This window comes from Paenibacillus sp. FSL H3-0469, assembly GCF_038051945.1.
Lineage (GTDB): Bacteria > Bacillota > Bacilli > Paenibacillales > Paenibacillaceae > Paenibacillus_AQ.
Genome location: NZ_CP150302.1, coordinates 3,677,439 through 3,699,586, shown reverse-complemented (window position 1 = coordinate 3,699,586; position 22,148 = coordinate 3,677,439). Strand labels below are relative to the sequence as shown.

Sequence of the window (22,148 nt, the reverse complement as noted above, 5' to 3'; positions counted from 1 at the left end):
CTATTAGCATCTGGCGGCTTCGCTTGTTATACTCTCTATTAAGCAAATAACTGGAGCTAATTTATGAAATGTAACGGGGGGAACAGAATGGAAATCAGGCAATTACGTGCCGGAGAATTTGAGGACAGCCTGAGCTTGTCCGAATATGCTTTTAAATATAAGGTTTCAGCAGAAGATAGAGTACGTGCCAAGGAAAAATTCAAACCGGAACAAACCTGGGCGATTTTTGAAGGGGACAGCATCGGTGCGAAGCTGACGCTTCTTCCGTTACAGGTATATATACAAGGCAAGCCCGTTTCTATGGGGGGCATCGCCGGTGTAGCTACTTGGCCGGAGAACCGCCGGCAGGGGTATGTGGCCCATCTGCTGACCCATGCGCTCCAGACAATGAACGAAGCCGGTCAGACATTGTCCTTTTTGCATCCATTCTTGATTCCCTTTTACCGTAAATTCGGATGGGAGATCTATTGTGAATATAAGAAGTACACTCTTCCGGTAGGGAAGTTCCCGCACAAGAAGGAGATTAAGGGCAGCGTGAAACGCGATACTCCTGATCTTGCAGTATTCCAGCAGCTGTACGGCCAATTCGCCATGAGGTATAACGGGACTCTCCAGCGCACTGAGACCTGGTGGAAGGAAAGTGTGCTTGATGACGATACGCATTCCTGTGTGTTTTATTCAGAGGAGGGTCAACCGGAAGGCTATGTGCTGTATAAAATAGTGCAGCAGGAGCTGGTCATAGATGAGTTCATCTATGGGAACGAGCTTGCCCGCCAGGGCTTGTGGACCTTCCTTGCCAATCATGACTCCATGATAACGGCTGCACAGCTGAAGCTGGTGCCTGCTGACGATATTCTGCCCTTCCTCCTTCCTGATCCGCGGATTGCACAGGAGAATTATCCATACTTCATGGCGCGAATCGTCAATGCTAAGGCTTTTGTGGAGAACGTGACCTTCAATGTGCCGGAGGGTGACCGGGAGCGGGTGCTTTATATTGAAGATAAGCATGCGCCCTGGAACAACGGGTTATGGCGGTGGACGGTGTCGGAGCACGGGGAGGCGACGCTTATCCAGATTCAGGGCGAGCGGTCAGAGGCTGACCTGGAATGCAGTATCGGCACGCTTACTGTGCTGCTGATGGGATACAAACGTCCGCTTCAGGCGGCAAAGTACGGACAATTATCCGGGACTGCTGAGGCGACTGCTTGGCTTGAAGCGCTGATTCCGCAGGCCGAGACGGCATTATTCGATTTTTTCTGACAGCGAACGGCTCTTCTTCTTCCCTTGGAAGCGGAGGAGCTTTCCTATACATAACGCCCCAATTCAGTGAACTAAGCAGGCAACCGGAATACATTACAGCCAAAAAGTAAAAAATAAGAGTAACCCCTTGGAATTCAGTGAGAATATGTTATAATATGAAAAAGTCAAAGAAAGTCAAAGTCAACGCAGGCCGGATAGGATCGTTCTCAGGAATGTAACATTTAGAGAAAAGCGCAGTGCAGAGGCTATTACAGCCGATTCTTATTGCATTGCCCGGGTTAAGTTCTTAAGAGCATGTCACTGGGCGGCAGGCGTTGGCGCAGCACAGATTTAACCAATGCTTACACACTGGAGGATGAGTGATGCGTAATATCTCCGATATTATTGAACAATATCTGAAGAATATTTTGCATGAAAGTCCCGAAGGTACGGTGGAAATTCAGCGCAATGATCTGGCGGACCAGTTCTCCTGTGTCCCGTCACAGATCAATTACGTCATCAGTACACGCTTCACATTGGAAAAGGGATATGTGGTGGAGAGCAAACGGGGCGGGGGCGGATATATCCGGATTCAGCGCTATGAGCTGCCTCAGAATGTGGCCTTATACGCACATCTGAACTCCACGATAGGGAATGATATTGATCAGAATTCTGCCGAAGGGCTGATTTATCAGCTGGAGGAGGCCCGTTTCCTCTCCAAACGTGAAGCGTGTCTGATGCGGTCTGCGGTTTCCCGGGAATGCCTGACGGTTAATCTGCCGTACCGGGATGAGATTCGTGCCAAGCTTATGAAGGCTATGCTAATCTCTTTATTGGGCAAATAATTTGTCAAATGGTAAGGAGGGACACCGCTCATGCTATGCCAGGAATGCGGCGTCAAACCGGCTACACTCCACTTCACGAAGATCGTGAACGGGGAGAAGACGGAATTTCATATTTGCGAAAGCTGTGCGCGGGAGAAGGGTGAACTGATTCCCGGAACTGCGGGAGGCTTCTCAATCCACAGCTTGCTTTCCGGTCTCCTGGATCTGGAAGGCTCGGGCAAGGGCAAATCAGCAGCAGCACAAAGTGTGCAGGGTCTGCATTGTGAAAACTGCGGCATGACCTATTCACAGTTCAGCAAGCTGGGACGGTTCGGCTGCAGCTCCTGCTATAAGTATTTCGACAGTACGCTTGACCCGCTCTTCAGACGGGTGCATGGCAGTACAGCACATGTCGGCAAGCTTCCCAAGCGGGCTGGCGCACAGATTATGTGCAAGCGTCAGATTGACGAGCTGAAGCAGGAATTACAGCAGAGTATTGTGCAGGAGGAGTTCGAGACCGCAGCTGAGCTGAGGGACAGAATCCGCAAGCTTGAAAAAGAATTGCCACAAGAGTAAAGTCTTTGATATATAGGGGGGATCAGGCATGTCAAGTCTCCGGTATACCGAACAAGCACTTAGTGAATGGATGCGCTGCGGCGGCAGTCATTCGGAGATTGTCATCAGCAGCCGTATGCGTATCGCCCGTAATCTGGAGCACCTTCCTTTCCCGCTGCTCGCTACAACAGAGCAGTCGGAGGAGGTGCTGGAGCAGCTTGCCCCTGTATTTCAGGGCGATGCCTCTGCAGATTTCGGCAGCTTTGAACTGCTGAGACTGGATGAGCTGGGTGAGCTGGACAAAAAAGTGCTGGTAGAAAAGCACCTTATCAGTCCTAATCTGGCGGATGATTCCAAAGGCGGGGCAGTCATTCTTAATGATGACGAGTCGGTCAGCATTATGATTAATGAGGAGGATCATCTCCGCATTCAATGTCTGTTCCCTGGACTGCAGGTCAGAGAAGCATGGGTTAGGGCAACCGCCATCGATGATATTTTCGAGGCTGCTGTCAATTACGCCTTCGATGACCGCAGAGGATACTTAACAAGCTGTCCCACCAATGTGGGAACAGGACTTAGAGCATCGGTTATGGTCCATCTGCCAGCCTTGGTGATGACTCATCAGATCAACCGCATTTTATCCGCAGTCAATCAGGTGGGGCTTACCGTTAGAGGGATTTATGGTGAAGGCAGCGAAGCAGTAGGGAATATCTTTCAGATCTCGAACCAGATTACGCTGGGACAGACCGAAAATGAGATTATTGAGAATCTTCACAGCGTAGTCACCCAGATTATAGAGCATGAGCGGAATGCGCGTGAACGCCTGCTGGCGGATTCCGCATTGCGGATTACTGACCGTATCAAGCGCTCTTACGGAATTCTGGCCTATGCTGCTGTGATGGAACTGAAAGAATCGGCACAGCGGCTCTCCGATCTGCGGCTTGGTGTAGATCTGGGGATTCTGGAAGGGCCTTCGATTTCAGTGCTCAATGAGCTGAATGTTAAGACTCAGCCGGGCTTTCTGCAAAAGCTGTTCGGTGACGAGCTGTCGCCTACTGAACGCGATATGTACCGGGCGAAGCTGCTCCGGGAGACACTGGGATCACAACATTAATTATAGATATTTATTATCCGTGGAGGTGCAGGAGATATGATGTTTGGAAGATTTACGGAACGCGCACAAAAGGTGCTGGCGCTGGCGCAGGAAGAAGCCGTACGTTTGGGACACAACAACATTGGGACAGAGCATATTTTACTCGGACTGATTCGTGAAGGAGACGGCATTGCCGCTAAGGCATTGATCGGACTTGGTCTGGGTCTGGAGAAGATACAGGATGAAGTGGAAACGCTGATTGGCAGAGGTCAGGAACAACCGACCAACATCGCTTATACTCCTCGTGCCAAGAAGGTCATCGAGCTGTCCATGGACGAAGCCCGCAAGCTGGGTCACACGTATGTAGGAACAGAGCATATCCTGCTCGGTCTGATCCGCGAGGGAGAAGGCGTAGCAGCCCGTGTGCTGAACAATCTCGGCATCAGCCTGAACAAGGCCCGACAGCAGGTATTGCAGCTCCTGGGCAGCAGTGAAGCGACCTCCAGTCACAGCGGGGCTCCGGCTAATGTCAGCACGCCGACGCTGGACGGACTGGCCCGCGATCTTACGGCATATGCCAAGGACGGTAACCTCGACCCTGTGATCGGCCGCAGCAAGGAAATTGAGCGTGTCATTCAGGTACTCAGCCGCCGGACCAAGAATAATCCGGTATTGATCGGTGAGCCCGGGGTCGGTAAAACGGCGATTGCCGAAGGTCTGGCTCAAAAGATCATCAACAATGAAATTCCGGAGACACTGCGCGACAAACGTGTCATGACCCTCGATATGGGTTCTGTAGTGGCCGGTACGAAATATCGCGGTGAGTTCGAAGACCGCCTCAAAAAAATTATGGATGAGATTCGCCAAGCAGGCAATATCGTGCTCTTCATCGATGAATTGCATACGCTGATCGGAGCAGGCGGTGCGGAAGGCGCGATTGATGCCTCCAACATCCTGAAGCCCGCCCTGGCCCGTGGTGAGCTGCAGTGCATCGGTGCTACAACGCTTGATGAATACCGCAAATATATTGAGAAGGACGCTGCCCTGGAACGCCGCTTCCAGCCGATCACGGTGGATCAGCCTTCTCCTGCAGAAGCTGTTCAGATCCTGTTCGGCCTCCGCGACCGCTATGAAGCCCATCACCGGGTGAAAATTACGGATGAAGCCATTGTGGAAGCTGTCAAGCTGTCGGACCGTTATATTCCAGACCGGTTCCTGCCGGACAAGGCCATTGACCTGATTGATGAAGCGGGCTCCAAGGTAAGACTGAATTCTTACACCATTCCGCCGAATTTGAAGGAACTCGAAATGCGTCTGGATGATATCCGCAAGGAGAAGGATTCCGCAGTCCAGAGCCAGGAGTTCGAGAAGGCTGCTGCACTGCGCGATACTGAGCAGAAGATTCGTGAAGAGCTGGATACTACGAAGAATCAGTGGAAAGAAAAGCAGGGCCGCACCGATTCCCAGGTTACACCTGAGGATATCGCACAGGTGGTTGCCAGCTGGACCGGCATTCCGGTCAGTAAGCTGAAGGAAGAAGAGACGGACCGTCTGCTGAATATGGAAGCTCTGCTGCATGAACGTGTTATCGGCCAGGATGAGGCCGTTAAGGCGGTCAGCCGGGCACTCCGCCGGGCGCGTGCAGGACTGAAGGACCCGAAACGTCCGATGGGCTCCTTCATCTTCCTCGGACCTACCGGGGTTGGTAAAACCGAGCTGGCGCGGGCACTTGCCGAAGCGATGTTCGGTGACGAGAATGCGGTAATCCGCATCGACATGTCCGAGTACATGGAGAAGCATTCCACTTCCCGTCTGGTCGGAGCGCCTCCAGGGTATGTTGGGTATGAAGAAGGCGGACAATTGACAGAGAAGGTGCGCCGCAAGCCTTACTCGGTTGTACTGCTGGATGAGATCGAGAAGGCCCACCCTGAAGTGTTTAACATTCTGCTGCAGGTGCTGGAAGACGGCCGTCTGACCGATTCCAAAGGCCGCGTGGTCGATTTCCGCAATACCCTGATTATCCTGACCTCCAATGTCGGGGCACAGGCGATCAAGAAGAATTCGACGCTTGGCTTCACGGCAGTTCAAGATGCAGGCGCCGATTACACCAATATGAAGGGCAAGGTTATGGAAGAGCTGAAGAAGAGCTTCCGGCCTGAGTTCCTGAACCGGATCGATGAGATCATCGTGTTCCACTCTTTGGAGGAGAAGCATATCGCAGAGATCGTTACCTTGATGTCCGACGAGCTGCGCAAGCGTCTGCGTGAGTATGATGTAGACTTCCTGCTCACCGATGGCGCCAAAGCGTTCCTGGCCAAAGAGGGTTATGATCCGGCCTTCGGTGCCCGTCCGCTCCGCCGGGCGATTCAGAAGCATATCGAAGACCGTCTCTCCGAAGAACTGCTCAAAGGAAACATCAAGAAAGGGGATTCCCTTAACATTGATGAGGTGAACGGCGAACTGGTCGTAACCACCGTTGAAGCACGGGCCGAGGTCTCTCTGGAGAAAACAGTCGAAACTGAATAATTGTTCCGTAAAATGAAACAAAGCTCCCGCTCCTCCGTATAGAGGGGCGGGAGCTTTTTTTGCTTCCGCCCCTCAGGCATACCTAGACACGCCTAAAAGAAGACGCAAATGAAAACTAGATCTTAAGTGTCCTTCCGTTCAGTGTGCAGAAATGGTAAACTTTGAATAAGAGTAAAATATCCGCAATTTTAGCAAGTTCGGACGGTAAGGAGTGCACATGGCTAAACCTAAAACAAAATTTTTCTGTACCGAATGCGGCTATGAATCGCCGAAATGGTTCGGGAAGTGCCCGGGGTGCCAGGAATGGAACTCGATGGTAGAGGAAACGGAAAGCGTCGTCAAAACACAAGGCATGAATGCACCTATTTTTCAGAGTAAAGAAAAGGCGCAATCGATCATAAATATAGAAAGTGACAAGGAGCCGCGTATTCTGACGGGCATCGGAGAGCTTAACCGCGTGCTTGGCGGCGGGATCGTGCCCGGCTCGCTGGTGCTGGTGGGAGGCGATCCCGGAATCGGGAAATCGACACTGCTGCTGCAGACCTCGCATGCCTTGACTACACAAGGGCTGCGCGTGCTGTATATTTCGGGGGAAGAATCTGTGCGGCAGACCAAGCTGCGGGCCGACCGCCTCGGAGCGCTGTCTGCGGAATTGTATGTTCTGTGTGAGACGAATATGGAGAGCATTGAGGAAGCCATTGAGCAGATTCAGCCTCAATTTCTGGTCATTGACTCGATACAGACTGTATTTATGCCGGAAGTAACCAGTGCGCCGGGCAGTGTAGCACAGGTGCGGGAATGTACGACAAGATTCATGCGGATTGCTAAGATCCGGGGAATTGCTACGGTGCTTGTAGGGCATGTAACCAAGGAAGGGGCTATTGCCGGCCCGCGTATGCTGGAGCATATGGTGGATTGTGTCCTTTATTTTGAAGGGGAACGCCATCATACGTACCGTCTGCTGCGGGCGGTGAAGAACCGCTTCGGCTCCACCAACGAGATCGGGATCTTTGAAATGGGGGAAGTCGGGCTGACTGAGGTGGAGAACCCGTCGGAGCTGTTCTTGTCCGAGCGCCCGCTTGGAGTGGCCGGGTCAGCGGTGGTCGCCAGCATGGAGGGCACAAGACCCGTTCTTGTTGAATTGCAGGCGCTGGTTGCTTCGACACATTTCCCTTCGCCCCGCAGAATGTGCACAGGTATGGATCATCAACGGATGGCGCTGATTATTGCTGTACTGGAGAAGCGGATGGGCATGTTCCTGCAGAATCAGGACGCTTACCTCAACGTTGCGGGAGGGGTGAAGCTGGATGAGCCGGCGGTGGATTTGGCTGTCGCCATCAGCATTGCCTCCAGCTTCCGTGATTTTCCGACCAAGCCGTATGATGTGTTTTTCGGGGAGGTAGGGCTTACTGGTGAGGTGAGAGGGGTATCACGCGCAGAGATGCGGGTGAAAGAGGCGGCCAAGCTTGGCTTCCGGCGGGTCATTATGCCCGAGAAGAGTCTGAAAGGATGGAAGCATCCGCAGGATATCCAGATTATAGGCGTCAGCACAGTAGCACAGGCACTAGCGGTCGCGTTAGATTAGGGGGCACAGGGACATGAAAGAATATAATCCATCAGATAATATGAATGATCTGCTTAGAATGGCTGCACCCGGAACACCTTTCCGGGAAGGGCTGGAGAATGTGCTTCGAGCGAAGACCGGGGCACTGATTGTTGTCGGATATAGTCCGGAGGTTATGGAGGTTGTCGATGGCGGCTTCTCCATTAACTGCGATTTTTCACCAAACTATTTATACGAGCTGGCCAAAATGGACGGAGCGATTATTCTGAGCGAGGATCTGAAGCGGATTCTGTACGCCAATACGCAGCTGATCCCGGATTCCTCCATCTCTTCGATCGAGACAGGAATCCGGCACCGGACGGCTGAACGTGTAGCGAAGCAGACCGGCAAGCTCGTCGTTTCCATTTCCCAGCGCCGGAATATTATTACACTGTATCAGGGTTCCATTCGTTACGCGCTCAAGGAAATTGGCGCCATTCTGGCCAAGGCCAACCAGGCGATTCAGACTTTGGAGAAGTACAAAGCCGTGCTGACACAAGGGCTGACCAACCTGTCCGCTTCCGAATATGAAGGGATTGTGACGGTGGCCGAGGTCGTCGGTGTAATCCAGCGCGTGGAGATGGTTCTGAGAATCAAAATGGAAATTAAGCGTTACATCAACGAGCTTGGCAATGAAGGCCGGCTGATCAGTATGCAGATGGAAGAATTGGTTGGAAATACAGAGGAAGAAGCATGGCTGCTGTACAGAGACTATGCCAGAGAAGAGCAGGAGGAGAAGATCCGTGAGATCATTGCCGGGCTGAAGCGCAGCAGCGATGATGAACTGATGGATGACAACCATATTGCCCGTCTGCTGGGCTATTCCTCAACAGCCATTTCCTCCGAAGAAGCTGTGACTCCGCGCGGTTACCGCCTGCTGAACAAGATCCCAAGGCTGCCGAATGTGATCATCCACAATTTGGTGGAACGCTTCGAAATGCTGCCTAACCTGATGACGGCAAGCATAGCTGAGCTTGATGAAGTAGACGGCATTGGCGAGGTTCGCGCACGTAATATTCAGGACGGGCTGAAGCGGCTCCAGAAACAAGTTCTTATTGACAGACAAATGTAAATACCATACAATCACGTAATGTTGCAGTCCCATGCAGTACAAGTAGGAAAATTGAGGTGAAGAAATGATACAAAAATCAATTCCAAGTCTTTTTACGATTGGTAATCTGATGCTTGGAATGTTTGGTATCATGATGGCGTTTGACGGTAAGCTGAGCATGGCCGCTATCATGGTGATTATCGCGATGCTGCTCGATGGGCTGGATGGCCGTATGGCCCGTGCGCTGAAATGTGAAAGTGAATTCGGCAAGGAGCTGGATTCTTTATCTGATGTAGTTTCGTTTGGAGTCGCACCTGCGCTGATTATGTATTTAACAAGTCTGCAGGAGCTGAATCCTGCACTGGGGTGGACGGTCACAGCGATCTTCCCTGTATTCGGAGCCTTGCGTCTGGCCCGGTTCAATGTCCGCCCGGGGATTCCGGGATATTTCGTAGGATTGCCGATTCCTGCTGCGGGTGGTGTTCTGGCCACTCTTGCACTTTTCCATAAGGATGTATCTGCACCATTCATGATTGTGGCTACTCTCCTGCTGTCGTATCTGATGGTCAGCACAGTGAAGTATCCCAATTTCAAGAAGATCGGTTTTCCCAAAAAAGCGGTTATAGGCGCACCTGTAGTTATCGTGATCGCTGTAGCTGTTGCGGTGGTCTTCCCTGAACAGATTGCCAAGCTGATCTTTGGACTGCTGGCGCTGTATGCCTTGTATGGCTTTAGACAGAGCTTAGGATTATTTAAGGTCCGGCGGCAACGCCGCCGCAGAAGACGCGCGGAAGATAAGGTATATCATTCCAAGAACGGTTAGCTCTTCTTCAGAACTTATTTCATTCATAGACCGGTAAGTACAAAAGGCATTGCCTTTCCTGAATATCAGGAGAGTGCAATGCCTTTTTGCTGCCTGCGGGAAGGGAAGTATACGGAATACTGGCCTTCGGAGCTGGCGGAATGGATGAAGGAGAGCACGGACGGTCTGCTCAGGACAAGTTGAACAACCCGAGTGTTGCGCATTTCTGCGATTCCTTGGCGACAACCTCGTCCATGTTGATAGCAAGCAAATTGCAGAGTGCAGACATGTAGAACAGCTCTCGGCCCAGCTCGGAGCCAATGACCTCCCGGCAGTTCTCACACAGCTCTCCTGCCAGATGAGTCCCGGCAAGCTCTTTGGCTTGCTCAAGTCCTAGAGTGGGCTCGAAGACCTGCTTGGTGGCATGCAGCTGAATGCAGCCGCATTCGGTAATGGCTTTGACGACGGCCCGGTTGACGGAAGCACTGCTCTGTCCATTCTTGGACATGACATCCAGAAGACTACGGTGACGGAGCAGCAGTTCGGAGACTTGATCCTGAAAGGCCTGTAAACTTGGTGCGCTCATTTTCCATTCACCCCTGGGTTCGAATTGAGTTCATTATATGCCAGGGCCTCCCTCATTTTCAACCAGGAATAGCAGTTTACGGCAACAGAGTCCAATGGAAATTCCGGGCTTGCAGAAAAAATAACGTTCCCTCGGATTATTGTCCTAAAAATTGGAACATACTGGTGAGGTATAGAGGATTGATGGATGAATAAAAGGAGGTGCGAGGTTATGTGGAAAAAGTTTGTTTTAATACTTGCCGGGTGTTGTGGAGCCTGGTCCGGTTATTCGCTATATCACGCGGCAGAAAGAGGGTTCCCGGTAGGCCTTGGGAAACTGGAGGATAGCTTGCCTATGGAAGGAAGTATTTTGTTTGCGGTGCTGGGTGCCATTATTTTTCTGATTGCGGGGACTTTATGCGCGGAATGGGCAAGTTCAAAGCTGCGGGAGATGGTTGCGTATTGCTCGGGTATCCCGATGAATGAGCTTGCTGCAGGCGCAGCAGGGCTTACGGGAGGTCTGCTGCTGTCTCTGCTGCTGTACCCCGCTATGTCCTGGCTGGGCAAAGCAGGGGAGCTGCTGCAGGTAGCTGCTACGCTTGCTCTGGGTTATATGGGCCTGCGGATCGGGCTGGAAAAGAAGGAGGAGCTGGCTTCGCTCTGGAACACCGGACGCTGGGCACGCGCTGCTGAACCTGAGGAGCGTGGAACTCAGGAGCATAAAATCCTCGATACCAGTGTGATTATTGACGGGCGGATTGCAGACATCTGTAAAACGGGCTTCATCGAAGGCACGATTGTTATTCCTGAGTTCGTACTGGAGGAGCTGCAGCATATTGCGGATTCATCGGATCTGCTGAAGCGTAACCGCGGGCGCAGAGGGCTCGATATTCTAAATAAGATTCAGAAGGAACTGGACGTCAAGGTGCTGATCTATGAAGGGGATTTCGAGGAGATCTCGGAAGTGGACAGCAAGCTGGTCAAGCTGGCGAAAGTACTGCACGGCAAGGTCGTTACCAACGACTTCAACCTTAACAAGGTGTGTGAGCTGCAGGGTGTGTCGGTGCTGAATATTAATGACTTGGCAAATGCAGTGAAGCCGGTGGTTCTGCCGGGCGAAGAGATCATTGTTCAGGTCATTAAGGACGGCAAAGAGCATGGACAAGGCGTAGCCTATCTGGACGATGGCACGATGATTGTGGTGGAGGGCGGCCGGGATTATATCGGCACTACGATGGAGGTTCTGGTGACGAGCGTGCTGCAGACATCGGCAGGACGGATGATTTTTGCCAAACCGAAGCTTCTGGAAAAAGCACAATAAGTTCAGTCAAGGCTTCCGGCAGTGTCCTTTCGGGCTTGGAAATGCCAGCCAAACACGTTATGATGGGAGTATACGTGAAAGAAAGACAGGAGCCGAAAGCATGTCAAACAGTGTTGGCGTCGTTATCGTAGCGGCAGGCAGAGGAACCCGGATGGGAACGGCAGAGAGCAAGCAATATTTGCTGCTGCAGGGCAAGCCGATTATCGTGCATACCCTGGAGGTGTTCCAGCGGCATAAGCTGATCTCCGAGATTGTGCTTGTCACCGGGGAAGCGGGTGTGCAGCGCTGTAAGCAATGGGTACAAGCCTTCAAGCTGGATAAGGTGGTTGCAGTCATTCCCGGAGGGACGGAGCGCCAGCATTCGGTTCGCCGCGGACTGGAGGAACTTAAGACCCATTGGGTCATGGTTCATGACGGGGTACGGCCATTCGTGCAGGATAGTGAGATAGAGGCTTGCTACGAGCGGGCGCAGTCCGCCGGAGCGTCGGTGCTTGCAGTACCGGTTAAGGATACGATTAAGCAGGTAGACAGTGAAGGCAAGGTGCTGTCAACGCCGGACCGGCGAAGTCTGTGGGCGATTCAGACCCCGCAGACTTTTCGTTTGTCCGATCTGCTGTCGGCCTATGAGCAGGCAGAGCGGGACGGTTTTCTTGGTACAGATGATTCCAGTCTGGCGGAACGCAGCGGCATTACCGTGTCAGTTGTAGAAGGCAGCTACAAGAATATTAAGATCACGACGCCGGAGGACCTGGATTTCGCTGAATTCACAGTAAGAAGCAGGGGAGAGGAACACAGATGATTGCTGTAGGACAAGGATTTGACGTACACCAGCTGGTCGAGGGAAGGCCGTGTATTATCGGCGGAGTGACGATTCCTTATGAGAAGGGGCTGCTGGGGCATTCCGATGCGGATGTGCTGCTGCATGCTGTAACCGACGCTATACTGGGAGCACTGGGCCTTGGGGATATCGGCAGACATTTTCCCGATACCGATCCGGCCTTCAAGGATGCAGACAGCTTGAAGCTGCTGGAGCAGGTATGGGCACTTGCGCGTGAGCGCGGATACCGGCTGGGGAATATCGATTCAACTATCATTGCGCAAAAACCGAAGATGGCACCTTATATTCCGCAGATGACGGAGATTATTGCCCGCACGCTGAACGCTGACGTATCGAAGGTGAATGTAAAAGCAACAACGACTGAGCAGCTTGGCTTCGCAGGGCGCGGAGAAGGAATTGCCGCCCAATCTATTGTTTGTCTGCTGCAAGATGTGATATCATCGTGAGATGGCTTTAGCTTAAGGAAATGCCTAATTTTAACCATTATGAAGCGGAGGGAAACCCATGGCGGATCAAGTTCGGGTGCGTTACGCACCGAGCCCTACGGGACATTTACATATCGGAAATGCCAGAACAGCCTTGTTTAATTATCTGTTCGCCCGCAATCTGGGCGGCAAATTCATTATCCGGATTGAAGATACGGATCTTAAACGCAACATTGCAGAAGGGGAAGAGAGCCAGCTGAAGTATCTGAAGTGGCTGGGAATCGATTGGGATGAAAGTGTGGATGTTGGGGGCGAATACGGGCCTTACCGCCAGACTGAGCGTCTGGATCTATACCGTGTCTACTGGCAGGATATGCTGGACCGCGGCCTGGCTTACCGCTGCTATTGCACAGAGGAAGAGCTGGAGGCCGAACGCGAGGAGCAGACGGCACGCGGCGAAACCCCGCGTTATTCCGGCAAACACCGTAACCTGACCGAGGAGCAGCGCCTGGCCTTTGAGGCGGAGGGCCGCGTGGCCAGCATCCGTTTTCTCGTGCCGGAAGACCGCACTTATACCTTCAATGATATCGTAAAAGGCAGCATTTCGTTCAACAGCAAAGAAATGGGCGACTTCGTCATCGTGAAGAAGGACGGTATTCCGACCTATAACTTCGCCGTAGCGGTGGACGACCATCTGATGGCTATCTCCCATGTGCTGCGCGGAGAAGATCATATCTCCAATACCCCGCGCCAGCTCATGATTTATGAGGCACTGGGCTGGGAGGCTCCGCTCTTTGGCCATATGACGCTGATTGTCGGCGATGACCATAAGAAGCTGAGTAAACGGAATGAATCGATCATTCAGTTTATTGAACAGTACGATCAGCTGGGCTACCTGCCGGAAGCTCTGTTCAACTTCATCACCCTGCTGGGCTGGTCGCCTGAGGGAGAAGAAGAGATTTTCACCAAGGAAGAGCTGATCTCGATCTTTACGGCAGACCGCTTGTCGAAAAGCCCGGCAGTGTTCGATACGAACAAGCTGGCGCATCTGAACAATCACTATATCAAGCATGCCGATCCTAAGCGGATTGCGGCACTCGCGATTCCTCATTTGCAGAAGGCGGGCCGTCTGCCTGAGGCGCTCAGTGAGGAGCAGCAGAGCTGGGCGGAGAGCCTGGTTGCGTTGTACCAGGAGCAAATGACAGCCGCATCGGATATTGTCGCGCTCTCCGAGCTATTCTTCCGCAAGTCTTTGGAGCTGGAGACCGAAGCGGCAGGGGTGCTTGCCGAAGCCCAGGTTCCCGAAGTGCTGTCCGCATTTTTGGCCAAAGTGGAGGCTGCCGAAGACTTCAGCGCTCCGCATATGGCTGTTCTGATCAAGGAAGTGCAGAAGGAGACCGGACACAAAGGCAAAGCGCTGTTTATGCCGATTCGTGTCGCTCTTACCGGACAGATGCATGGCCGTGACTTGAATGCAACGATTGCGCTGCTCGGCCGCAGCCGGGTGATAGAACGCCTGAAATCACAAATCAAAGGCGCTTAGAGCAGGGACATACAAGGGGAGAAGACCCTTGTCAGTTCTGTGTCTTTTCGCTAAGATAGAAGAATATTAAGAATAGCTGGGATCAGGAAAAGTAGGCGTATCCGGACAATTGCCAGAGAGAATAACCGCTTAAGGGCGAATGCCCTTGAAGGCTGGGAGTTATTCATTTGTCTGCCGCTGAAAATGCACCTGTGAGCTGCATGGTTGAATGTCCCTGTGCGGGGCTGTAGACTGTGCCGGGCAGTCGCCGTTACAGACACCAAGAGGAACACCGGATATAGGGGCTGCGAAGTTTAACAGCTCTCACGTATTCGAATGTTCAAGCAGAGTGGGACCGCGGTTAAACGTCTCTGCAGCTATCATGCTGCAGGGGCGTTTTTTGTTGAAATATAGCATCTCAGAGAAGAGGAGAGCCGTGATGTTTAAGCATATCAAGTCGGACATTCGGGCAGTATTCGACAATGATCCCGCCGCCCGCAGCAGGTTCGAGGTCGTCTTCACCTACGCCGGGCTTCACGCGATATGGGCACACCGGATGGCCCACTCTTTTTACAAACGCCGCTGGTTTACCTTGGCACGCATGGTCTCGCAGATGAGCCGGTTCATGACGGGAGTGGAGATTCATCCGGGCGCGGTTATCGGCAGCCGGTTGTTTATTGACCACGGAATGGGTATTGTCATTGGTGAGACCTGTGAGATTGGCGATGATGTTATTATCTATCAGGGCGTTACACTTGGGGGAACCGGCAAAGAGAAGGGCAAGCGTCACCCTACCGTCGGCAATAATGTAGTCATCGGCTCTGGTGCCAAAGTACTGGGTTCCTTCCGAATCGGCGATAATTCTAATATCGGCTCTAACGCAGTCGTGCTGCGTGAAGTGCCTAACAACAGTACGGTAGTCGGCAATCCCGGGCGTGTGGTCAAACGTAACGGGGAGCGTGTATCCGACCGGCTGGATCATACCAAGATGCCAGACCCGCTGATTGATTCCCTCAAGTTCCTGCAGAAGGAAATCGAGGAGCTAAGAGAACAGATGGGTGCTGAAGATAAGCAGAAGCAGGAACAGCGGCGGCTCGAAAGCCAGCAATATATCGGCGATTACGAAATTTAAGAGCACCGGCATTTCAGGAATCCGGGGACAATAGAAAGGGTTGGGACAAGAATGGCTTTGCACATTTACAATACAATGACGCGCACGAAGGAAGAATTTGTACCGCAGGAGCCGGATAAGGTGAAGATGTACGTCTGCGGACCCACGGTTTACGGCTATATGCATATCGGGAATGCAAGACCAGTCATCGTTTTTGACATGGTGCGCAACTACCTGGAGGCGCTTGGGAATGAGGTCCGCTATCTGACGAATTTCACCGATGTGGATGATAAAATGATCCGCAAAGCAGAGGAGCTGAACATCACCGTAGCCGAGGTTGCGGAAATGTTCATTGCCGCCTACCAGGAGGATCTGGCGGGGCTTGGCGTGAAGCCGGCGACGTTGAATCCGCGTGTTACGGAGAGCATGGATACGATTATCGAGTTCATTAAGGAGCTTGAAGACAAAGGCTATGCGTATGAGAACGGTGGAGATGTGTATTACCGTACCGGCAAATTTGCCAATTACGGCAAGCTGTCCCGCCAGAATCTGGAGGAGCTGCGCTTCGGTATCCGTGTCGAGGTGGATTCGCGCAAGGAAAACCAGGAGGATTTCGTACTCTGGAAGGCAGCCAAGCCGGGCGAAGTACACTGGTCCAGTCCATGGGGAGAGGGCCGTCCCGGCTGGCATATTGAATGCTCGGCGATGGTGCGCGAATATTTGGGGACGACGATCGACATTCACGGCGGCGGAGAGGATCTGAAATTCCCGCATCATGAATGCGAATGTGCCCAGACTGAAGCGCTGACGGGTGAACCGTTGTCGAATTACTGGATGCATAATGCTTTTCTGAATATCGGCGATGAGAAAATGTCAAAGTCGCTCGGGAACGGTCTACTCGTGAAGGATATCCGTGCGCGGTTCAAGCAGGGGGCTATCCGTTACTTTATGCTATCCAGCCATTACCGTAATCCGCTGAACTTCACAGAGGAGGCACTGCTGTCTGCTGAGAAAAGCGTAGAGCGGATCGCTCTGGCCGAAGGCAATGTGAAGCACCGCCTTGAGCTGGCGGCGGAGGGGACAGAGGGTGAGGCAAGTCTGCAGGTTACGGAGCGGCTGACCGCTATCCTTAGCAACTTCCATGCCCGGATGCAGGACGATTTCAATACGCCGGATGCTATTACGGCGGTGTTCGACTGGGTGAGCCTGGCGAACCTTACGCTTGCTGATCCTGAGGCGAATCCGGCTGATTTCGCCGTGCTGCTGAAGGCTTTTGCCGAGATGAATGCGGTGCTTCGCCTAACGGTAGAGGCAGAGGAAGAAGTGGCGAGCGAAGAGGTGGAACGCCTGATTGCGGAGCGTGCGGAAGCGCGCAAGAATAAGAACTGGAGCCGGTCGGATGAAATCCGCGATGAACTGAACGCGCTCGGGATTCTGCTGGAAGATACTCCACAGGGAATGCGGTGGCGGCGTAAATGAACGGGCTGTTTGATCTGAACCGCGCCTGGTTTCCGTATGAACCCTCCAAGCCGGCCCATTTGCTGCCGCCTATCGTCCTTGCGTATGCGGGAGATGCCATCTACGAAGTAGCAGTCCGGCAGTATCTGATCTCGCTGCCCAATCTGCGCCCCCAGCATCTGCACCGGTCAGCGACCGGGCTGGTCTCCGCCAAAGCGCAGAGCACCATTCTTGCTTTTCTGGACCCGGTGCTCACCGAGGAGGAGAAGGATGTGGTACGGCGGGGACGCAACGCCAAATCCGGCAGCATTCCCAAAAATGCGGATGTGCTGGAATACCGCCACGCCACCGCTTTTGAATGCATGATCGGGTATTTATATTACACCGGACAGCAGGCGAGAATCCAGGAGCTTGTTCACAGCAGTATCGAATATATGATGCACCGCCCCAAGTGAGTATACAGAACAGGAGATAAAACAATGGAAGAATTGAGAACGGAAGAAGAAATACTGGCCGGCAAACATTCGGTGCTTGAAGCCCTTAGAGCGGGACGGACACTCAACAAAATCTGGATCGCCGAGACTGCGCAAAAGCACCTGACCGCACCAATCGTTGCGGAAGCGCGCAAGGCGGGCATTGTCATTCAGCATGTGGACAAGCGCAAGCTGGATCAGCTCGCACCGGGCGTTCAGCATCAGGGAGTGGTGGCGCAAGCGGCGCCTTTTGCCTACACGGAGGTTGCTGATATTCTGGCAATTGCTGAAGCCATGGGAGAACCGCCGTTTCTGCTCCTGCTGGACGAAATTGAAGATCCGCATAACCTCGGGTCTATCCTGCGTACGGCTGACTGCACAGGTGTGCACGGAGTCATTGTGCCGAAGCGCCGCTCCGCGCAGATTACTGCCACCGTATCCAAGACCTCGGCTGGTGCAGTCGAATATGTGCCCGTGGCCCGCGTAACAAATCTCGGACAGACCATTGACCGGCTGAAGGAGCTGGGAGTCTGGGTAGTCGGCACGGATGTGGATACCGATCAGAATCTGTTCGGATCGGATATTGTCACCGGACCGGTAGCCGTGGTGATTGGCAATGAGAATAAAGGGATGGGCCGCCTGATCCGTGAGAAATGCGATGTGCTGCTTAAGCTGCCGATGGCCGGAAAAATCAACTCTCTGAATGCTTCGGTGGCAGCGGGTGTAATCATGTACGAGGTACTCCGCCGCCGCCAAGAACAGGGATAACTATGGCAGACTGGCGCGATATCCTGCTCGTGGACGGATACAACATGATCGGCGGCTGGCCGGAGCTTGCGGCATTGTCGCAGACCGGTATGCAGGGGGCACGCGACCGGCTGCTCGATATGCTGGCCGATTATCAGGCATTCTCCGGGCTGCGCGTCATTGCTGTGTTCGATGCTTACCGTGTGCCGGGACTGGGCAGATCGTTTGAACAAGGGAAAATCCAGGTCTTCTTCACCAAGGAGAAGGAAACGGCAGATGAATGCATCGAACGGCTCGTTGGGGAATTCACGCACCGCCGCAGACAGATCTCGGTAGCCACCAGCGATTTTGTGGAGCAGCATGTCGTTTTTGCCCAGGGCGCACTCCGGATTTCGGCCAGGGAACTTAGGCTTGAAATTGAGGAGAGCCAGAAGCAGGTGAAGAAGGCCATTGAGCCGGGAAGCGTGAGCGGGACCCGTCACTCGCTGGAAGACAAGCTGCCGCCGGAGACGCGTAAACGGCTGGAGGACTGGCGCAGACAGTAGGACAGGAATAGCAGTTGCCCCCTGCAACAAAATGACATAATATGTTATTGAAGATTGTTTTTGGACAAATCCGGTTGACGGTGTAAGGTAACATAATATATACTGTTCCTATATTTCGAGAAGTAACGATGTGTCTTGCGTTGCAGCCGGGGGGATTCTTGGTGAGTGTCGACCTCAAGGAATTAATGCTGTCCGAGTATGATTTCATAAGTGATGAAGAAATTGTCGAGATCTTCCGTGGTGGCGACAGTGGCGCATTGGAGCATTTAATTAACAAGTACCGTAATTTTGTGCGTGCCAAGGCTCGTTCCTATTTTTTGATCGGGGCAGATCGTGAAGACATTGTGCAGGAAGGCATGATTGGCTTATACAAGGCCATCCGTGACTTCAAGGGTGACAAGCTGTCATCGTTCAAGGCCTTTGCCGAGCTGTGCATTACCCGTCAGATTATAACCGCCATTAAGACCGCTACCCGCCAGAAGCATATCCCGCTTAATTCATATGTCTCGTTAGACAAGCCCATCTATGATGAGGACTCCGACCGGACATTGATGGATGTGATATGCGGAAGTCAGGTGCTGGACCCGGAAGAGCTGATTATCAACCAGGAGGAGTTCATCGGACTGGAAGATAAGATGGCCGAGATTCTGAGTGATCTGGAGCGCAAGGTTCTGATGCTCTATCTGGACGGACGTTCCTATCAGGAGATTGCCGAGGATTTGAAGCGGCATGTGAAGTCCATTGACAATGCTTTGCAGCGAGTGAAACGTAAATTGGAAAGATATCTGGAAGTGCGTGACAATTAATGATATAATGACTAGGAAGGCTCGGAACTCGAGTCTTTTTTTAGTGTCCGCTAGATTTAGATACGGCGAATTTGCGATAGGCGAAGCGTTGGTGGATGGCAGGTTTATACACAAGCGAATTGCAGCATAATGATTATGGAAGACAGCTAGTGGCAAAGGAAGAAGCAGGATCAAAGATGACTTATGGCATAAGGCTACAGCACCCGGAATTACCCAGTGCGATGGGGGAAACTTTCGTTGACACAGACATTGATATTATGCTAAAGTGTTTTAGGTAGGCCTAAATTCGCGGCTTTTTTTTGAATCAATATCTACGTCTTCTAATTTGATGATTAGAAGTACGTCTTCGGGAGGTGCACATCATGCGGGTAATTATCACTTTGGCTTGTACAAGTTGCAAACAAAGAAACTATGCAACAACCAAAAACAAGCGAAATCACCCCGACCGCTTGGAGATGAAGAAATTTTGCAAGTTCTGTAACGAGCAAACTCCTCATCGCGAAACCAGATAGTCTTTTGGAGGTGTAGTCGGCGTGAAACGTAGTTTCAAGTCTTTGTTTTCCTTTTTCACTGAGAGCTGGAGTGAACTCAAAAAGGTTCGCTGGCCTAGCCGTAAAGAATTGAAGAACTATACATTGATCGTTCTCGGTACAATTGTAGTTATTTCTCTTTACTTCTGGGTTCTGGACATCGGTATTTCCGCTGTGATTGAAGCGATTATTTAGAGAGGTCCCAGGTGGCTTGATATGGAAAAAAGATGGTATGTTGTTCATACCTATTCCGGGTATGAGAATAAGGTCAAGGCCAATTTGGAAAAACGCGTTGAGTCCATGGGCATGGAAGACAAAATATTCCGCGTTCTTGTTCCTATGGAAGAAGAGCTGGTAAACAAGGATGGCAAGAAAAAAACTGTCATGCGTAAAGTTTACCCTGGTTACGTTTTGGTGGAAATGGTTCAGACTGATGATTCTTGGTATGTTGTCCGCAATACGCCGGGCGTTACCGGATTTGTCGGTTCAACTGGTTCGGGCTCTAAGCCTACCGCTCTGCTACCCGAAGAGGTTGAACAGATTCTGAAGCATATGGGCATGGTTGAACCTAAAGCGAAGATTGATTTCGAAATTAAGGAATCCGTACGTATTATGGTCGGTCCATTTGCGAATTTTGTGGGCTCTGTGGAAGAAATTTTGGCTGACAAAAGCAAGATCAAGGTGCATGTCAACATGTTTGGACGGGAAACCCCGCTGGAGTTGGATTTCACTCAAGTGGAGAAGATATAACAAGCACAAGGGTTTCTTGTGGGAGAATGCTGCTTAGCATTCGAATACCACTATTTACGCAAGGAGGTGTCACTCATGGCTAAAAAAGTTATTAAAATGGTGAAACTGCAGATTCCTGCAGGGAAAGCGAATCCAGCGCCTCCAGTAGGTCCGGCGTTAGGTCAAGCGGGTGTCAACATCATGGCATTCTGTAAGGAATTCAACGCTCGTACTGCCGACCAGGCTGGTCTAATCATCCCGGTTGAAATTACAGTGTTTGAAGACCGTTCGTTTACCTTCATCACCAAAACTCCTCCGGCTGCTGTTCTGCTTCGCATCGCTGCAAAAGTAGAAAAAGGCTCCGGCGAACCAAACAAGAAAAAGGTAGCGAAGCTGGGCCGCGCAGCGGTTCGTGAAATCGCTGAAACCAAAATGCCCGATCTGAACGCTGCATCTGTTGAAGCTGCAATGCGTATGGTTGAAGGTACTGCCCGCAGTATGGGAATCACAATCGAAGACTAATATGTATTCGATGAACCGGTCATTCATGACCGCAATATGTGGGAGGAATTTCCGCTAATACCACAAAGGAGGAACATTTCATGGCTAAACATGGTAAGAAGTACCAAGAATCCGCGAAGCTGATCAACAGCGAAGCGACTTACGAGCCTTCAGAAGCTGTAGAGCTTGTGAAAAAGGCGGCAACTGCCAAATTCGACGAAACCGTTGAAGCAGCAGTTCGTCTGGGTGTAGACCCGCGTAAACAAGACCAGGCAGTTCGTGGTGTTGTTGTCCTGCCTCACGGCACAGGCAAAACACAACGCGTGCTTGTATTTGCAAAAGGTGAAAAAGCGAAGGAAGCGGAAGCTGCTGGCGCTGATTTTGTTGGTGATGCTGACATGATCAACAAGATTCAACAGGGCTGGTTCGAATTCGACGTCTGCGTAGCTACACCTGACATGATGAGTGAAGTCGGTAAACTGGGTCGTCTGCTCGGTGGTAAAGGTCTCATGCCTAACCCTAAAGCAGGTACAGTTACTTTCGACGTTACCAAGGCTGTTCAAGAAATCAAAGCTGGTAAGATCGAATACCGTCTTGACAAAGCGGGCCAAATTCACGCGCCAATCGGCAAAGTGTCTTTCAACGCTGAACAATTGAACGAGAACCTTAAAGCTCTTATGGACGCTCTGAACCGTGCGAAACCGGCTGCTGCCAAAGGTGTATACCTTAAAGGCATCGCTATTTCGTCCACAATGGGACCTAGTGCTCGTGTGAACGCAGCTGCTTTCAGATAATTAAAGGTTGACTCCTAGAGTAATCTTTGATAGTCTATAACAGTTGTGAACATTAAGGTGATCAATCTTAAATGTGAATATGCTTACCGTA

Annotated in this window: 24 protein-coding genes and 1 other annotated feature (1 of these 25 only partly in view); of the genes, 23 read left to right on the top strand and 1 reads right to left on the bottom strand. The window is 51.8% G+C overall.

Translation table 11 applies throughout. The features are described from left to right. Nucleotides 1-87: 87 nt before the first annotated feature. The 8 genes from NSS83_RS16295 (at nt 88) to pssA (ending at nt 9,714) form a co-directional block, all read left to right on the top strand. Entirely contained in the window at nt 88-1,260 is a 1,173-nt protein-coding gene (locus NSS83_RS16295; protein WP_341183719.1) for a GNAT family N-acetyltransferase, read from the top strand. 362 nt (nt 1,261-1,622) lie between these two features. Further along, complete coding sequence (locus NSS83_RS16290; protein ID WP_036721901.1) at nt 1,623-2,084, top strand: CtsR family transcriptional regulator; 462 nt, start codon at nt 1,623-1,625, stop codon at nt 2,082-2,084. A 30-nt stretch (nt 2,085-2,114) separates the two neighbouring features. Next, the gene (locus NSS83_RS16285; RefSeq protein WP_341183720.1) at nt 2,115-2,639 is read left to right on the top strand and encodes a UvrB/UvrC motif-containing protein; all 525 of its coding nucleotides are present in this window, start codon (nt 2,115-2,117) and stop codon (nt 2,637-2,639) included. A gap of 28 nt (nt 2,640-2,667) precedes the next feature. Continuing rightward, nucleotides 2,668-3,732 carry a protein arginine kinase gene (locus tag NSS83_RS16280; protein ID WP_341348631.1) on the top strand — a complete coding sequence of 355 codons (1,065 nt, stop codon included), beginning with the start codon at nt 2,668-2,670 and terminating at the stop codon, nt 3,730-3,732. Between the two features lie 36 nt (nt 3,733-3,768). Continuing rightward, nucleotides 3,769-6,237 (top strand): ATP-dependent protease ATP-binding subunit ClpC, encoded by a 2,469-nt coding sequence (gene clpC / locus NSS83_RS16275; RefSeq protein WP_341183722.1) that lies wholly within the window; start codon nt 3,769-3,771, stop codon nt 6,235-6,237. Nucleotides 6,238-6,454: 217 nt separating this feature from the next. Next, nucleotides 6,455-7,822, top strand: a complete 1,368-nt coding sequence (radA, locus tag NSS83_RS16270) for a DNA repair protein RadA (protein ID WP_341183723.1) — start codon at nt 6,455-6,457, stop codon at nt 7,820-7,822. Between the two features lie 13 nt (nt 7,823-7,835). Beyond that, complete coding sequence (gene disA / locus NSS83_RS16265) at nt 7,836-8,912, top strand: DNA integrity scanning diadenylate cyclase DisA (RefSeq protein ID WP_076161525.1); 1,077 nt, start codon at nt 7,836-7,838, stop codon at nt 8,910-8,912. A gap of 64 nt (nt 8,913-8,976) precedes the next feature. Further along, nucleotides 8,977-9,714 carry a CDP-diacylglycerol--serine O-phosphatidyltransferase gene (pssA, locus tag NSS83_RS16260; RefSeq protein ID WP_076081725.1) on the top strand — a complete coding sequence of 246 codons (738 nt, stop codon included), beginning with the start codon at nt 8,977-8,979 and terminating at the stop codon, nt 9,712-9,714. Between the two features lie 169 nt (nt 9,715-9,883). Here the strand turns inward: pssA and NSS83_RS16255 are convergent, their stop codons facing one another. Beyond that, nucleotides 9,884-10,279, bottom strand: a complete 396-nt coding sequence (locus NSS83_RS16255; RefSeq protein ID WP_036692322.1) for a hypothetical protein — start codon at nt 10,277-10,279, stop codon at nt 9,884-9,886. A gap of 210 nt (nt 10,280-10,489) precedes the next feature. On the opposite strand from NSS83_RS16255, the gene NSS83_RS16250 reads away from it, so the two are divergent. The 15 genes from NSS83_RS16250 to rplA all read left to right on the top strand — a co-directional run bounded on the left by NSS83_RS16250 (nt 10,490) and on the right by rplA (nt 22,057). After that, a complete protein-coding gene (locus tag NSS83_RS16250) occupies nt 10,490-11,578 on the top strand; it encodes a PIN/TRAM domain-containing protein (protein ID WP_341183724.1) in 1,089 nt (362 codons plus the stop codon). 100 nt (nt 11,579-11,678) lie between these two features. Beyond that, nucleotides 11,679-12,377 (top strand): 2-C-methyl-D-erythritol 4-phosphate cytidylyltransferase, encoded by a 699-nt coding sequence (ispD, locus tag NSS83_RS16245; RefSeq protein WP_341348630.1) that lies wholly within the window; start codon nt 11,679-11,681, stop codon nt 12,375-12,377. After that, nucleotides 12,374-12,862: a 2-C-methyl-D-erythritol 2,4-cyclodiphosphate synthase gene (gene ispF / locus NSS83_RS16240; protein ID WP_209994308.1), complete on the top strand. Its 489-nt coding sequence runs from the start codon at nt 12,374-12,376 to the stop codon at nt 12,860-12,862. Before ispD ends, ispF begins: the two co-directional genes overlap by 4 nt. A gap of 58 nt (nt 12,863-12,920) precedes the next feature. After that, nucleotides 12,921-14,384, top strand: coding sequence for a glutamate--tRNA ligase (gene gltX, locus NSS83_RS16235; protein WP_341183727.1), 1,464 nt, complete (start codon nt 12,921-12,923; stop codon nt 14,382-14,384). A 418-nt stretch (nt 14,385-14,802) separates the two neighbouring features. Beyond that, complete coding sequence (cysE, locus tag NSS83_RS16230; RefSeq protein ID WP_341183728.1) at nt 14,803-15,495, top strand: serine O-acetyltransferase; 693 nt, start codon at nt 14,803-14,805, stop codon at nt 15,493-15,495. 51 nt (nt 15,496-15,546) lie between these two features. Then, nucleotides 15,547-16,953 (top strand): cysteine--tRNA ligase, encoded by a 1,407-nt coding sequence (gene cysS, locus NSS83_RS16225; RefSeq protein WP_341183729.1) that lies wholly within the window; start codon nt 15,547-15,549, stop codon nt 16,951-16,953. Then, nucleotides 16,950-17,387, top strand: coding sequence for a Mini-ribonuclease 3 (locus NSS83_RS16220; protein WP_341183730.1), 438 nt, complete (start codon nt 16,950-16,952; stop codon nt 17,385-17,387). Before cysS ends, NSS83_RS16220 begins: the two co-directional genes overlap by 4 nt. Before the next feature lie 24 nt (nt 17,388-17,411). Beyond that, nucleotides 17,412-18,173 carry a 23S rRNA (guanosine(2251)-2'-O)-methyltransferase RlmB gene (gene rlmB / locus NSS83_RS16215; RefSeq protein WP_341183731.1) on the top strand — a complete coding sequence of 254 codons (762 nt, stop codon included), beginning with the start codon at nt 17,412-17,414 and terminating at the stop codon, nt 18,171-18,173. 2 nt (nt 18,174-18,175) lie between these two features. Continuing rightward, entirely contained in the window at nt 18,176-18,697 is a 522-nt protein-coding gene (locus NSS83_RS16210; protein WP_341016373.1) for an NYN domain-containing protein, read from the top strand. A gap of 161 nt (nt 18,698-18,858) precedes the next feature. Continuing rightward, complete coding sequence (sigH, locus tag NSS83_RS16205; RefSeq protein WP_036692348.1) at nt 18,859-19,503, top strand: RNA polymerase sporulation sigma factor SigH; 645 nt, start codon at nt 18,859-18,861, stop codon at nt 19,501-19,503. Between the two features lie 362 nt (nt 19,504-19,865). Next, nucleotides 19,866-20,015, top strand: coding sequence for a 50S ribosomal protein L33 (gene rpmG, locus NSS83_RS16200; RefSeq protein WP_074086515.1), 150 nt, complete (start codon nt 19,866-19,868; stop codon nt 20,013-20,015). Nucleotides 20,016-20,036: 21 nt separating this feature from the next. Next, entirely contained in the window at nt 20,037-20,228 is a 192-nt protein-coding gene (secE, locus tag NSS83_RS16195; RefSeq protein ID WP_036692354.1) for a preprotein translocase subunit SecE, read from the top strand. A 21-nt stretch (nt 20,229-20,249) separates the two neighbouring features. Beyond that, a complete protein-coding gene (gene nusG / locus NSS83_RS16190) occupies nt 20,250-20,783 on the top strand; it encodes a transcription termination/antitermination protein NusG (protein ID WP_020427084.1) in 534 nt (177 codons plus the stop codon). Nucleotides 20,784-20,858: 75 nt separating this feature from the next. Beyond that, nucleotides 20,859-21,284, top strand: coding sequence for a 50S ribosomal protein L11 (gene rplK / locus NSS83_RS16185; protein ID WP_019908208.1), 426 nt, complete (start codon nt 20,859-20,861; stop codon nt 21,282-21,284). 80 nt (nt 21,285-21,364) lie between these two features. After that, nucleotides 21,365-22,057, top strand: a complete 693-nt coding sequence (rplA, locus tag NSS83_RS16180) for a 50S ribosomal protein L1 (protein WP_036692357.1) — start codon at nt 21,365-21,367, stop codon at nt 22,055-22,057. Between the two features lie 68 nt (nt 22,058-22,125). Then, nucleotides 22,126-22,148 (top strand) — a sequence feature (ribosomal protein L10 leader region); it runs 131 nt beyond the window's last position.